The sequence below is a fragment of the Alkaliphilus flagellatus genome (assembly GCF_018919215.1).
GTDB classification, from domain to species: Bacteria; Bacillota; Clostridia; order Peptostreptococcales; family Natronincolaceae; genus Alkaliphilus_B; species Alkaliphilus_B flagellatus.
In genome coordinates, this window is the sequence record NZ_JAHLQK010000001.1 from 235279 (window position 1) to 250469 (window position 15191).

The window sequence follows — 15191 nt, forward strand, 5'->3', positions numbered from 1 at the left end:
AAGTAGATTAATATAATATTTAAAGGAGGCCAATATGGATAAAAGTTATTTAAGTAATGAAAACTTTGCAAGGCTTGATGAGGTAATAGAAGAGCATAAAGAAAAAAGAGGTGCCCTAATGCCTGTACTTCACGAAGCTCAAAAAATATTTGGATGTTTATCTTTAGAAGTACAGAAAAAAATATCCGAGAAAATGTCTGTTCCTTTAAGCGAAATTTATGGGGTAGTTACATTTTATTCTCAATTTACTTTAGAACCAAAGGGAAAATATACTATCGGTGTATGTTTAGGAACAGCCTGTTATGTTAGGGGATCTCAAGCTATTGTAGATAAGGTAACAGAATTAACGGGGGTAGCAGTAGGTAAAACATCATCAGATGGTAAGTTTTCTTTAGAAGCTACAAGATGTATTGGAGCTTGTGGGTTAGCGCCAGTATTAACTGTAAACGAAGAAGTATATGGAAGACTGACAGTTGAAGATATACCAGGAATTTTAGCAAAGTATTAATAAGGGGGAATTATGTTGATATCTATTCAAGAATTAGAAAAGATTAGACAGGAGTATTTAACCAAAGTTAATATTCGTATGATTAAAGAAGGCAAAGGTAGTGTTGGGGAAGTAGCCCCTTTTAATACAGGAGATGGAGCAAAAAAACATGTATTAATATGTGCAGGAACAGGGTGTACATCGTCCAAGTCTCCAAAAATTTTAGAAAAATTTCAAGAAGAAATAAATAAACACAATCTTGAAGATGAAGTAAAAATAGTTAAGACAGGATGCTTTGGATTTTGTGAAGCAGGACCAATAGTAGTAGTTTATCCTGAAGGAACTTTCTATAGCCATATAAAGATAGACGAAGTAGAAAAAATTACAGAAGAACATCTTTTAAATGGAAGGATTGTCAAAGACTTATTGTTTAAAGATTCTATTAAGGAAGACGAAATTATACCTATTAGTGAAGTAGATTTTTATAAAAAGCAAAAACGTATGGCACTTAGAAATTGTGGACTAATAAATCCTGAAGACATAAATGAATATATTGCTTTTGATGGATACAGAGCTTTGGCAAACATGTTAACAAAAATGAAGCCTGAAGATGTTATTAATGAAGTTAAAGAATCTGGACTAAGAGGTAGAGGAGGAGGAGGCTTCTCTACTGGATTGAAATGGGAGTTTACTGCTAAAGCTGAAGGAAATGAAAAATATGTTGTTTGTAATGCAGATGAAGGAGATCCAGGAGCATTTATGGATCGTTCTGTATTAGAAGGAGATCCACATGCATTAATAGAGGCTATGGCAATAGCAGGTTATGCAGTAGGAGCAGAGTCAGGATATGTATATGTTCGTGCAGAATATCCTATAGCAGTTAAGAGATTAGAAATTGCAATAGAAGATGCCAAAAAACATGGATTACTAGGTGAAGATATTTTGGGAACTGGTTTTAATTTTAATATGGAAATAAGATTAGGGGCAGGAGCTTTCGTATGTGGAGAAGAAACGGCTCTATTAAATTCAATAGAAGGCAAAAGGGGAATGCCAAGACCAAGACCTCCATTTCCAGCTCAAAAAGGATTATGGGGTAAACCTACACTTATAAACAATGTAGAGACATTTGCTAATATTCCACAAATTATTTTAAAGGGTGCAGAATGGTTTAGATCTATTGGAACAGAAAAATCTAAAGGAACTAAGGTTTTTGCGTTAGGAGGTAAAATAAATAATACTGGATTATTAGAAATACCTATGGGAACTACTTTAAGAGAAATTATATATGAAGTTGGCGGGGGAATCCCAAATGGTAAAGAATTTAAAGCCGTACAAACTGGAGGGCCTTCTGGTGGATGTATTCCTGCAAAATATTTAGATACCCCTATTGACTATGATAATTTAATTGCATTAGGTTCTATGATGGGATCTGGTGGAATGATTGTTATGGATGAAGATAACTGTATGGTTGATATTGCTAGATTTTTCTTAGACTTTACTGTTGATGAGTCATGTGGAAAATGTACGCCTTGTCGTGAAGGTACAAAAAGAATGTTAGAAATTCTTGAGAAAATAACTAAAGGCAAGGGAAAAGAAGGAGATATAGAAAAACTAGAAAGTTTGGCTGAATCAATAAAAAATTCTTCTCTTTGTGGATTAGGTCAAACAGCTCCAAATCCTGTACTTTCTACATTGAAATATTTCAGAGAAGAATACGAAGCACATATTAACGAAAAAAGATGTCCAGCAGGATTATGTCAAGAATTACTAGAGTTCCGTATTACAGAAAAGTGTATTGGATGTACTAAATGTGCTAGAAATTGTCCGGTATCATGTATAAAAGGAAAAGTTAAAGAAAGACACATAATAGATACTAGAGATTGTATCAAGTGTGGTACATGTGTAGATGTATGTCCTGTAGGTGCAGTAATAAAAAGATAAAGTATATTTTATTACATGGTCTAATATAAATGACTTCAATATAACAACAATTTTATAATATGTATCTAAATTTGGATGGGGGGAGAAAAAATGAGGCATGTAACTATTACAATAGATAAACAGAGTGTAGTTGTACCTGAGAATTACACTATACTTCAAGCGGCAGAAAAGCTTGGTATACATATACCAAGACTATGTTACGATCCAAATCTAGAGATAGTAGCATCCTGTAGATTATGTTTAGTAGAAATAGAAGGAAACCCTAAATTACAAACGTCTTGTTCTATGTTAGTTTCAGATGGTATGGTAGTTTATACAGAAACTAAGAAAGTTGTTGACGCAAGAAAGGTAATATTGCAGCTACTTTTAGATAATCATCCAAATGATTGTTTGACTTGTCAAAAAGCAGGTGAATGTTTATTGCAAACCTATGCATATAGATATGATGTTAGATTTAGAGAACATGATGGTGCATATAAAGAGAAATATATAGATACTACTAGTCCATATATTTTAAAAGATGATTCTAAATGTATAGTTTGTGGTAAATGCGTTAGAACATGTGAACAAGTATCCGATAGAAAAGTGTTAACTCTTGCTAACAGAGGATTTGATACGAGAGTAGTTGCGGATGCTAACTTAACCTTAGAAGAGTCGAGTTGTGTATCTTGTAATAGATGTGTTACAGTGTGCCCTGTAGGAGCACTGTTAGATAAGAGAACCTTAGGGAAATCTAGAATTTGGGATGTTAACACTACAGAATTTAGATGTAAGGTTTGTGAATATGGATGTGATTTTGAAGTTCTATCTAGGAAAGATAAAAATATATCCGTAAGAGCAAAGGCACCTTCTAATGGAAGGCCATTATGTCTAAAAGGAAGACTAACAGCAGAGTTTTTAAATATAGATGAGCCTGAAACCCCTTATAGAAAAGAAAAAGATAAATTTGTAGAATCAAGCTGGAAAGAAGCATTAGGGCTTAGCGACATTTTGGAAAAAATGCAAAAGCTTGATAAGTAACTATATAAATTAAGATTCAGTTTAGAGGGAGATGTATTCCCTATAACACAAAGTCGTATTAATAGAGAGGAGAATTGCCGATGGTAGAAGTAATTATCAACGGCCTACGCTATGAAGTACCAGAGAATATTACGATACTTCAGGCCTGTCAAAATGTAGGTATAGATATACCTACATTATGTTATGATGACAGACTAGAGCCTCATGCAGCCTGTAGACTATGTATAGTAGAAGTTGAAGGCATGAGAAGTCTTGCCACATCATGCTCCCTAAAAGTATCCAATGGAATGGTAGTACAAACACATAGCAAAAAGGTTATAACATCTAGAAAAGAAATTTTAGATTTATTGTTCTCAAATCATCCAAATGATTGTTTAACTTGTGATAAGTCTGGAAAATGTAAACTACAAAATTATTGTTATGAGTATGGAGTTTTAGAAGGAGGATATAAAGGTGAGAGAAGATCCCTTCCTATAGATGATAGTAATCATTTTTACTCCTATGATCCTAACAAATGTATCCTTTGTGGTAAATGTGTTAGAGTATGTAATGAATTACAATGCACATATGCCATAGGTATAGATCAAAGAGGATTTAATTCATTGGTTAGCACACCTTTTAGACAAGGGTTAGAAAATTCTACATGCGTATCTTGTGGAAACTGTGTTTCCGTTTGTCCTGTTGGAGCATTATCTCCTAGAAAAAAAGAAAAATTTAGATATTGGGAAACAAAAGCAGTAAGAACTACTTGTTCATACTGTGGAGTAGGCTGTCAAATGGATCTACTTGTTAAAGATGATAAAGTTGTAGAAGTACAACCAGCTATGGGCCCTGCAAATCAGGGAATGCTATGTGTAAAAGGTAAGTTTGCATATAACTTTATAAACCATAGAGATAGACTAAAATCACCTTTATTAAAGAGAGATGGTAAGTTTGTTGAAATAACATGGGAAGAAGCTTATGAAGTTATAGCAGACAAAATAAATACAACAAAAGATAAATTTGGATCGAATTCAATTGCTGCATTATCTTCAGCAAGATGTACAAACGAAGAAAATTATTTGATGCAAAAGCTTATGAGAGCAGTTGTTGGAACGAATAACATTGACCACTGTGCACGACTCTGACATTCCTCCACAGTTGCAGGTCTTGCAACTACATTTGGAAGTGGGGCTATGACAAATAGTATAGAAGAGGTTAAAAAGGCAGATGTTATATTTGTTACAGGATCTAATACAACAGAAAACCATCCTGTTATAGGTACCAAAATTAAGCAGGCTATAAATAATGGTGCAAAGCTTATAGTAGCAGAACCAAGGGAAATAGAGCTTGCAAAATATGCCGATGTATTTTTACAAATTAAACCTGGTACCAATATAGCACTATTTAATGGAATGATGAATGTAATTATAAGTGAAAACTTAGAGGATACAGAATTCATTGCAAATAGAACAGAGAACTTTGAAGAATTAAAAAATGTAGTTATGAATTTTAGCCCAGAAAAAGCAGCAGAAATATGTGGAATCGATGTTGATGACCTAAAGAAAGCAGCTAGAATATATGCTAAAGGGGACAGAGGAACTATATTATATGCAATGGGTATTACCCAGCATAGTACAGGTACAGAAAACGTAATGTCCGTATCAAATTTAGCTATGCTTTGTGGAAACATAGGCAAAGAAGGTACAGGGGTAAATCCTCTAAGAGGCCAAAATAATGTTCAAGGTGCTTGTGATATGGGAACTTTACCAAATGTATTCCCTGGATATCAAAAAGTAGACGATCCTGCAATAATAGATAAATTTGAAAAAGCTTGGGGTGTAGAGCTTAGCAGAGCAGCAGGGCTTACAATACCTGAAATGATGAATGAAGCTCATAATGGAAATATTAAAGTTATGTATATAATGGGAGAAAACCCTATGGTATCTGACCCAGATACGGCTCATATTACAGCAGCATTAGAGCATTTAGATTTCCTAATAGTTCAAGATATTTTTCTAACAGAAACAGCTCAAATGGCAGATTTAGTATTACCAGCAGCTTCATTTGCTGAAAAAGATGGTACTTTCTCAAATACAGAAAGAAGAATACAAAGAGTAAGGTCAGCTGTTAAACCGAGAGGTAATTCTAAAGCAGACTGGTTAATCTTAATGGAAATAATGAACAAGTTAGGATATCCAAAGGTATATGAAAATGTTTCTGAAGTAATGGATGAAATTGCTACAGTAACTCCTCAATATGGTGGAATAGATTACACCAGAATAGACAAGGTTGGAATACAGTGGCCATGTCCTACAAAGGACCATCCAGGAACTAAAATATTACACACAGATAAATTCTCAAGGGGTAAGGGACTATTTAAAGGTATAGAGCATAAAGCAGCTGAAGAGCTTGCAGATGAAAGATATCCGCTAGTGCTTACAACAGGACGGATATTATATCAATACCATACAATGACAATGACAAATAAAACAGAAGGTATAAATAAAATAGCGCCAGAGAGTTACATTGAAATTAGTCCAGAATTAGCAGAAAGTCTAAAGGTAATAGATGGGGAAAAAGTAAAAGTATCTTCAAGACGTGGACAGATTTATACAAAGGCTAAGGTAACAGAAATAGTGTCCAATAACGTAGTATTTATGCCATTCCATTGGGCAGAAGGTGCAGCTAATGTACTTACCAATGGATCTGCTCTAGATAAACATTCAAAGACTCCAGAGTTAAAGGTTTGTGCAGTAAAAGTAGAAAAGATATCTTAAAATATGAATAAGGTAACAGGATATAGGAGGGTACTAAGTACCCTCCTATTAATTTTAGGTATATATTCCTAATATAATCAACTTATCTAAAAAAAGGAAAATAGCCTTCTGTATAGAATTATAGTAATATAAAATATTTATTACTTAGTAAACTAATAGGAGGCGATAAATTGAATATTTCAGTTGTGGAAGATAATAAATATGAAATGAATAATATAATAAATGTACTTAAATCCATTTCTAAAGAATTCAATATTTATCAAGCATCAACAGGAGAAGAATGTTTTAAAATATTAGAAAAAACAGATATAGATTTATTTATATTAGATATTCAGTTGCCAGATATATCAGGTCTTAAAATAGCAGAGAAAATTAGAAATATATCTAAATATGAACTTACATATATTATTTTTATTACAACACATATATATTTTCAGTTAGATGCATTTAAAAAGGTTCATTGCTATGATTTCCTTGAAAAGCCTTATAAAAAACAGGAACTGGTTGAAATAATTAAACGTTTATCAAATGGTATTTCAAAACAAAAAGAGCAGATTAAAGTAAATAGACAGCAGATATCTTTGCAAATGAAAAATTGTATTGTAAAGATTTATACTGATGAAATTTTATTTGTTGAATCAAACAAAAGGGATTGCACTGTACATACAAAGAATAAAGAATTTCTAGTAAAAAATACTACAGTAAAAAAGATGCTTGAGCTTCTGCCAATAGAATATTTTATGCAAGTCCATAGATCTTATATAATTAACCTTGAAAATATACATGAAATAGGGAAATACGGAAAAAATTCTTGGGCTATATATTTTAAAGAATATCCTTTATATGCTTATGTAAGTAATAGCTATAAAAATGAATTTTTAGATAGATTTTTAGGTTAAATTATAGGCTAGGAGGAGGTTATATGCAGTGGTATGAGATAGGCATACTTTCTATATTAGAAATATTATCAGTATTGTTGATATGGAGTAAATTAAATAAAAAAATTAATATATTTAGTAAAAAGAGTACTTTTATAACTGTTACAAATTATTGATATTCATGAAAGGTACACCCCTTTTTTAAAAAGTATGATACATGAAGTTAGACAAAAGCAACATGACTTTAAGAATCATCTAAATGTACTTTATGGTCTGGCACAAACTGAAGATGATAGACAAGCTAAGCTAGAGGCAAAACAATACATAGAGTCAATAATTGACAGAATAAAGTGTACTGATCAATTATTAAATATTAAAGACCAGGTATTAAGTGCAATTATATATAGTAAAAAGGCTTTAGCAGAAGAAAAGGAAATCTGCTTTGAAGTTGAATTCCAAGGAGAAATACCTGAGTATCCAATGGAGAAATATGAACTTGTTGAACTTCTAGGCAACTTATTAGACAATGCAATAGAGGCAACTGAAAGTAACAATAATGAAGATAATTCTAAAATTGTTTTAGCACTTGGCAAAGAGGAAGAATTTAAGTTAATAGAAGTAAGGAATAATGCTGGAACGCTTAAAGGGCGAGATATTGATAAAATTTTTGAAAGGAGTTTTTCAACGAAAAAAGGAAAGCATAGAGGCTATGGTTTATATAATGTGAAAAGAATAGTTAATTATTATAATGGAACTATAGAGCTTTCCTTTGATGATAGTTATATAGTGTTTAAGATATTATTTTAATAAGCTCTTAGGACATTTAGGCTATCCCCAAAGAAATAATGACCCTGAGCAAGCAATTACATCTGAAGCTACAACAAACATGGAAGCAATACAGAATAAAATCATTTTTGAAAAAGTCAGTTTTTTCTTCATTATCTCAGCTCCTTTCCTATTATTAACTGGAATGCTTGTAAAGAGATTGTCCATATACCACATTCAAAAAAAGCTTTATTATATAATAAAGCAAATTTAAACAAAATAAAAACACAAATTAGAGTAAAGAAAACAGATAGATAATTTAATACCCGTTTTCTTTTTTCGTTTAAAATCGGTCGAAAACTAGATGATATAGGAGAATAAATATAAACAATTATTATACTAATTAACATAAGTATTACAGCCATTTTTACAGTCATATTAAGTATACTTGGAAAAATTAAGATTGCTAAAGCAAAGCAACTTAAGCTTCCTATAAAACAAGGTATCCGTCTCTTGAAATGTACTCCTCCTGAGAAGATTCTGATAGGTAATAGCAATGTAGTGCAAAATAGAAATAAATTTAACTTATTTAATAGCCCAAATATAATCATCAGTAAAGCAAACTTAATTATTTCATTCCAGATAACATTCATGGCGTATTTCATCTTCAGAATATCACTTTTCGGCAAAATCTTTTCTTTATAAACCTTATAAGCAAAGAGATCAATAAGACTATGCATTAATATCAACTCCAAGTTACTTAAGTAAAAAGTAGTACATGTTAATTAAAGAGATAATACCATGAAAATATAAATTGATACAATGGAAGTGTAATGAAATGGGAGTGAAATGTAATAAAAAAATTTTATGCACCATTTCATTACAATTAACTACCATTTCATTACAAATTTAATAAATATGAAGAACTTTGTGGTATATTTAAGACAACTAATAAGTATAGACATATTTAAATAATTAGGAATGAAATGGGGGAATGTCTATGACTGTTCTAAAATTTTTATAAAAGAATAGAAAAAATGTTTTTTTGGATATGCTTTAAACTACTTTTAAAACGAGGAGGAATATTATGAAAAACTTAATGAAAAAATATGTTAGTATTATATTTGCAGTAGTTATGATTTGTAGTAATAGTGTTCTTGCTTTTGCTAGTAATGTAGATAATTTATATATTACGGAAAACAATCATCAATATGGTAGCCGTACACGAGAATTTCTTCTTAATATAGATGTTGATAATCTTATTATACAAGATTCCAATGGTGGACCAGTAAACACTGCCTTGTACGAAAAAATTACGGGAAAACTCTTAGAAGCAGATTATGATGTGGTTATTGACTTAGTGTTTCAGCATAATGTATCACTATTAGTTGAAGTAAAAGAAGATTCATTAATGCCTATGAGTGTAGGAAGTACTGTTAATTTTGAAAGATTAACGTCTCATTTAAAGTATTCTACCAAGGGAGACTATAGACAAGAATGGATAACAATTATGAGAGGTAAATATCAAGAAAATGACAATGGTACACTTACGGCACTAGGAAGTCCTAATTTGTCGATAGAAGCTTTTTGGGGAGCTGGTTGGGCAGTAAGTATGTCAAATGTTCAAACCGGTTACAGCTACTCAAATGGGAATAAGGCTATAAATTATTATGGAAGTTATACGCTTAATGCCACTTTATGGGATTTGGGTCTACCACTTCTACAGCGTAGTTATGGTCATATTAGTGTTACTCATACGATTGCTTAATTATGTTAATTAAGATACGACACAGCTTTAGTTATATTATTTTCTACATTGTATGCTACTTTTTTATATTATTACATAATTAAAATGATTCTCAAGGTGAAAAAGCAATGTAATATGGATTACAACCAGTCCATTCTTTGTTTTATTTGGCCTAGTAGATCTTTGGCACATATAATATCTTATAAATCAACGGAAACTTATTTTAATATATTGCGGGATGTATTCTATATAGTAGCACATATAGGATTTATATTATGATCATTAACTTAATGTAGGTATTTTATTATTACTAAAGCTAATTTTGATTATAGCAAACTTAATGGTTTTACAAAAAGATATTTTATTTATCTATAAAGAGAGCAGCCAAACTATTGTAGTTTGGCTATCTTCTCTATAGTATCAACATAGGTAACAACTTGACGGTGCAAGTACGCCGTAGGCTTGGTAGTGGGAGCCACTAGTCAAAGGTAAGGATGTCCATTGTGAGGTGGAATACGAAGGAAGCTTAAGGTAAAATATTGGTCTGAGGAATACGAGTTACATATAAGACTTACTTCGGACGAACAAGTTTGCAGTACAAAACGAAGTATAAGACTCATTGAATCTCAAAGAACAAATTTGGAATTATGTATTAGATTGTGGTATATTTATGATAACGAATAAGATTAGGCATATTTAAATAGTTAATAATGAAAAGGGGGAGATTGCTTAATTATGTTAATAAGGTATGACACAGCTTTAGTTATATTATATTCTACACTATGTGCTACTTTTCTGTATTACTACATAATTGCAATAATTTTCAAGGTGAAAAGTCGTAATGTAACATGGATTACAACCAGTATATTTTTTGTTTTATTTAGTCTAGTAGATACTTTGACACACCTAATACCTTATAAATCAACAGAAACTTATTTTAATATACTGCGAAATGTATTTTATATAGTACCACACATAGGATTTGTATTATTGATATATAAAGTTTTTCAAAAAATATATAAATTTATAACAAAGCAAAATTAAGGACTATATCAAAATTTTTAAATATAGTTGTATCATAAGAAGCTGATAATTATGAAGATAAATGAAGACAATAATAAAAAAAGAACCAATTTTAAAAGAAAATAGTATTATTTTTAAAATTATTCCATTTCATTTCAATCCTATTTCGTTACAAGTTTAATAATTCTGAAAAAATTTGTGGTATATTTAAAATATCTAATAACCAGCATTTCTTTCTTTGTGAGATATAGGAAGTTATCGTAGTAAATCTGGAAGTATTATTAAAAACTATTCTGTCGATTAGATTCTATATAATAGAACAGTAAGGGGGTAAAGATTATAATTAAAAACTCAACTTTTAGAAAAAAAGATTATATTATAAGCTTTATTATATTATCTTTATATTGCATAGTACAACTTATAAATCCAAATTTAGAATCAATTATGAAGTTATTAGTAGTAGCTTTAATTTCTTCAATAGTAGTAGGCACTATAACAAATCTTCTTATAAAAAAAGAATTGAGTAGAATGAAACCCTCTTAGCGTGCTTAAGAGGGTTTCATTTCTAACCTTATATATAAAACCAAATCCCTCTAATTTTATAGCAGGAAAAGAGTTTTTCTTTTAAAAAACTACCATTACCATAATAAAATATGATAAAATATTGAATAGTAACAAAAAACAATTGTTAATAAAGTAACGACCTAGAAAATGGGGGATATATATGAAAGATTTATTCAGTAGAAGAATAAATTATATGAGAATTTCAATAACAGATCTATGTAATTTAAGATGTCAGTATTGTATGCCCGAAGAAGGAATATGTAAAAAAGATCACGATGATATATTAAGCCTAGAGGAAATTGTGGAAATAGTAAAGGCTGGGGCTAAATTAGGTATTGATAAAGTAAGGATTACTGGAGGAGAGCCTTTGGTAAGAAATGGAATAGTAGAGTTTATACAGATGATATCAAATATAGAGGGAATTAAAGATATAGCTATAACAACTAATGGTATTTTACTACCTAAATATGGTCAAGCTCTAAAAAATGCTGGTTTAAAAAGGGTTAACATTAGTATAGACTCATTAAAACCTGGTAAATATAAAGAAATAACAAGGGGCGGAGACTTATCTAAGGTGCTAGATGGTATAAATGAGGCCATAAGGTTAGGACTAACTCCAGTTAAACTTAATGTTGTAGCTATAGGTGGATATAACGATGATGAAATAGGAGACTTTATTGAGCTTACTAAGGACAAGCCAATAGATGTACGTTTTATAGAATTAATGCCCATTGGTGAAGCTAGCGAATGGGGAAAAGATAGATTTATCTCTAACGAAGATATTAAAAATAAATTTATAGATTTGGTGCCTACTGAAACTGAGCCGTCTAGCCCTGCAAAATATTATAAGCTTCCTGGAGGTAAAGGTAGAGTAGGATTTATTAATCCTATTAGCAATCATTTTTGTGGAGATTGTAATAGATTGCGTTTGACATCAGATGGCAAATTAAAGCCCTGTCTACACAGTAATAATGAAATTGATATTTTGGAAGTTGCTAGAAAGAACCCGGAAAGAATATATGATGTTTTAAAATCAGCTATTTTAAGTAAACCAGAGAAGCATGACCTTTACTCAGAAGATCATGAAGAAAGCAATAGAAGTATGTTTCAAATTGGGGGCTAGCAAGGTGGCTATTATAGAAAAAATATTTTTTAAAGAAGATGGTATATGGAGTGAATACGCTAATCTAACTTTAATAGTTTCAAAATTTAAAGGAAGTAAAAGAGGTATTAGTTTTATATCTTTTGAGGGGTATAAAAGACTTACTGATGATGAGATTAAAGGATTTTGTCATAATAGATTTAATGCAAATTTTGTTGTTAATAACATAGATATGAAGGGTTTAGCTTTAGGTCAGCTTTTACAAATAGGAGATTCTGTTGTAAAAATTACTAAGCTAGAAAAAGATTGTCTTCCTGATTGTCCAATTATAAAAGATTCTGGCGTTTCATGTGCTGTTAATAAACAAGCCTTTTTTGCAGAAATATTAAAAAAAGGATTAGTAAATAAAAAGGATAAAATTATTTTAATGTAAGCTAGGAATATTAAATTTCCTAGCTTTCGTTTCTTCTATAATCCCATAGAATAATGGCCCTTATATTAGAATAAACTGTAATAGGAGGGATTACTATTATGAGAAACAGAGGATACAAAGTTTTTAAACTTTTTTTATGTTTACTTTTAATATTTTTTATTGTAATAGGACCATATTATTTAGTAACCTATCGTCCACACGATGTGGATTATAATAAAGAAAATGATGAGCCACAATGGACAGGAGTAATAAGTTTTTGGGATTATCCAAGATTAGATCAAAAAACTGGAACTAATTTTGGATGGATATACGAGAAAATTAGAGCCTTCGAAAGAGCTAATCCTGGAGTATATATAAATTTTAAGCCCTTAAATTGGGAAAAGGGACCTATACAAGTAGATACTGCTGTAAAAATGGGTAACCTACCTGATATAGTTCCTATTGGTAGCGACTATAGCATTATTAGCAGGGATGTATTAGAGCCACTAGATCAGTATCTAACCGTAGATGAAATTAAGGATTTTAGAGAAAATGCTCTTAAATCTGTTAAATATGATAGTAAAATATATGGTGTACCTTGGATGATGACTACTTATACAATGGTATTAAATTTAGACTTGTTTAGTGAAAGAGGAGTTATGCCTCCTGAAAATGGCGACTGGACCTATGAGGAATTTGTTGATAAAATGCAGGCACTAACCTTTGATAGCAAGGGAAATAATAAGATAGATCATTATGGATTTAATAGCTTTATTCAGCCAGGCTATTATAACGTATGGGGAATACTACTTAGTGACGGGGCAAAGGTTTTCAATCAAAAAATGCAATATAGTTTTAATGATGATAAGGCATTAAGTGGAGTCCAAAAATTAATAGACTTAAAAACACAATATTCTATTGTACATCCTGACTTTGGGGTTAATAATTCTAATAAATCATGGACTAACTTTTATAAGGATAAAAACATTGCAGCTTATCCAGTAGGTACCTGGTCTTTAAATGTACTGGATGGATTGCAAAAAGAAGGAACAGGGTTTAACTATGCTATAGCTAAATTTCCAAGTGGCAAGCTTGGGAAATCTGTTACATTGAGTAATATGATAGGGTCGTATGGTATGTCTAAACAAGAAGATAGACAAAAAGCAGAAATAATAGTAAAGTTTTTAAAGTTTTTAGTAAAGGACGAGTATCAGCAAGATCTTACTAGGTTGGGTGTATTTCCAGCTAGAAAATCTATTGGAAATATATATGCAGATGATCCTAATATGACTATGATATATGAAGATTTAGAAAATGCTAATATAATATTTGATCATCCATATTGGAAGGAAATAGATGAAATATTGCAAAGGGAGATACAACAAGGAGTAATCGGAAATAAAAGTGCAGAAGAGGTTTTGAGGGATGCAGAGGAAAAAGTTACTATATTATTGAATAGTCTTGGAAATTGACCTATAAGTGTAAAAAGTATATACTTAAAAAGAAGTATTTGGAAATAATAATAACTATAATTGATATATGAACAATAGGAGTGAACTTAATGAATAAAATAGAAATATATGAAAAGCTAAGACAATTAATTTCAAAAGAAGCAGTTTTACTTGACGAGCCTATGAACAAACATACTTCCTTTAAAATAGGAGGACCAGCAGATATTATGGTTATACCAGAGTCTGTAGAACAAGTTCAATGGGCCATTAAAGTTTGTAAGGATAATAATATACCATATTTTATTATGGGAAATGGAAGTAACCTTATTGTAAGAGATAAAGGTATGCGATGTGTAGTTATTAAAATTGCAGATAGGTTTAAAGATGTAATTATTGAAGGAACAAAAGTAGTTGCACAGGCAGGAATTTTACTGTCAACACTATCTAAAAAAATAATGGCAAAAAGTTTAAAGGGCTTTGAGTTTGCAAGCGGTATTCCAGGAACCTTAGGTGGAGCTATAACTATGAATGCTGGTGCCTATGGTGGAGAGATGAAGGATGTTATAAAGGGTGCTAAGGTATTAGACCAAAATGGTGAAATAAAATATTTTTCTTTAGAAGAATTGGAATTAGGATACCGTACCAGTGTGATTCAAACTAAAGGGTATATAGTACTAGAAGTTGAAATAGAGCTTGAAAAAGGTAACTACGAAGAAATAGTAGCAATAACAAAGGATTTAACAGAAAGAAGAACTACAAAACAGCCTCTACATTTGCCTAGTGCTGGAAGTGTTTTTAAAAGACCTACAGGATATTTTGCAGGCAAATTAATAGAAGATAGCGGACTAAAGGGAGAAAGAGTAGGGGGTGCACAAGTGTCTGAATTGCATAGTGGTTTTATTGTGAATGTTGATAATGCTACGGCAGCAGATGTACTTGGATTAATTGCTCTAGTACAGAATAAGGTAAGGGAAAACTTTGGAGTAGATTTACAAACAGAAGTTAGAATAATTGGAGAAGAGTAAAGGTTTTGCACATAAGA

General features: G+C 31.1%; 13 protein-coding genes. 12 read left to right on the top strand and 1 reads right to left on the bottom strand.

Annotated features, from left to right (window positions below):
* Positions 1-34 precede the first annotated feature (34 nt).
* The 7 genes from KQI88_RS01065 (at position 35) to KQI88_RS01090 (ending at position 7892) form a co-directional block, all read left to right on the top strand.
* Positions 35-508, top strand: coding sequence for an NADH-quinone oxidoreductase subunit NuoE family protein (locus tag KQI88_RS01065; protein ID WP_216414515.1), 474 nt, complete (start codon positions 35-37; stop codon positions 506-508).
* 12 nt (positions 509-520) lie between these two features.
* Positions 521-2428: an NADH-quinone oxidoreductase subunit NuoF gene (gene nuoF, locus KQI88_RS01070; RefSeq protein WP_334300591.1), complete on the top strand. Its 1908-nt coding sequence runs from the start codon at positions 521-523 to the stop codon at positions 2426-2428.
* 90 nt (positions 2429-2518) lie between these two features.
* A complete protein-coding gene (locus KQI88_RS01075; RefSeq protein ID WP_216414516.1) occupies positions 2519-3448 on the top strand; it encodes a 2Fe-2S iron-sulfur cluster-binding protein in 930 nt (309 codons plus the stop codon).
* Positions 3449-3528: 80 nt separating this feature from the next.
* On the top strand, positions 3529-6207 hold the full coding sequence (gene fdhF, locus KQI88_RS01080) for a formate dehydrogenase subunit alpha (protein ID WP_216414517.1): 2679 nt from the start codon (positions 3529-3531) through the stop codon (positions 6205-6207).
* Positions 6208-6377: 170 nt separating this feature from the next.
* Positions 6378-7106 (top strand): LytR/AlgR family response regulator transcription factor, encoded by a 729-nt coding sequence (locus KQI88_RS01085; protein ID WP_246579073.1) that lies wholly within the window; start codon positions 6378-6380, stop codon positions 7104-7106.
* 23 nt (positions 7107-7129) lie between these two features.
* On the top strand, positions 7130-7261 hold the full coding sequence (locus KQI88_RS18220) for a hypothetical protein (protein ID WP_281417517.1): 132 nt from the start codon (positions 7130-7132) through the stop codon (positions 7259-7261).
* A 34-nt stretch (positions 7262-7295) separates the two neighbouring features.
* Positions 7296-7892 (top strand): sensor histidine kinase, encoded by a 597-nt coding sequence (locus tag KQI88_RS01090; RefSeq protein ID WP_216414518.1) that lies wholly within the window; start codon positions 7296-7298, stop codon positions 7890-7892.
* Between the two features lie 131 nt (positions 7893-8023).
* Here the strand turns inward: KQI88_RS01090 and KQI88_RS18530 are convergent, their stop codons facing one another.
* Positions 8024-8590 (bottom strand): accessory gene regulator ArgB-like protein, encoded by a 567-nt coding sequence (locus KQI88_RS18530; RefSeq protein WP_216414519.1) that lies wholly within the window; start codon positions 8588-8590, stop codon positions 8024-8026.
* A 347-nt stretch (positions 8591-8937) separates the two neighbouring features.
* Here KQI88_RS18530 and KQI88_RS01100 point away from each other — a divergent pair, with 347 nt between their 5' ends.
* The 5 genes from KQI88_RS01100 to murB all read left to right on the top strand — a co-directional run bounded on the left by KQI88_RS01100 (position 8938) and on the right by murB (position 15174).
* The gene (locus KQI88_RS01100) at positions 8938-9618 is read left to right on the top strand and encodes a hypothetical protein (protein ID WP_216414520.1); all 681 of its coding nucleotides are present in this window, start codon (positions 8938-8940) and stop codon (positions 9616-9618) included.
* Positions 9619-11344: 1726 nt separating this feature from the next.
* Entirely contained in the window at positions 11345-12307 is a 963-nt protein-coding gene (moaA, locus tag KQI88_RS01105; RefSeq protein ID WP_216414521.1) for a GTP 3',8-cyclase MoaA, read from the top strand.
* Positions 12308-12311: 4 nt separating this feature from the next.
* Entirely contained in the window at positions 12312-12719 is a 408-nt protein-coding gene (locus KQI88_RS01110; RefSeq protein ID WP_216414522.1) for a hypothetical protein, read from the top strand.
* A 98-nt stretch (positions 12720-12817) separates the two neighbouring features.
* Positions 12818-14170, top strand: coding sequence for an extracellular solute-binding protein (locus KQI88_RS01115; RefSeq protein ID WP_216414523.1), 1353 nt, complete (start codon positions 12818-12820; stop codon positions 14168-14170).
* 89 nt (positions 14171-14259) lie between these two features.
* Complete coding sequence (murB, locus tag KQI88_RS01120; protein ID WP_216414524.1) at positions 14260-15174, top strand: UDP-N-acetylmuramate dehydrogenase; 915 nt, start codon at positions 14260-14262, stop codon at positions 15172-15174.
* Positions 15175-15191 lie beyond the last annotated feature (17 nt).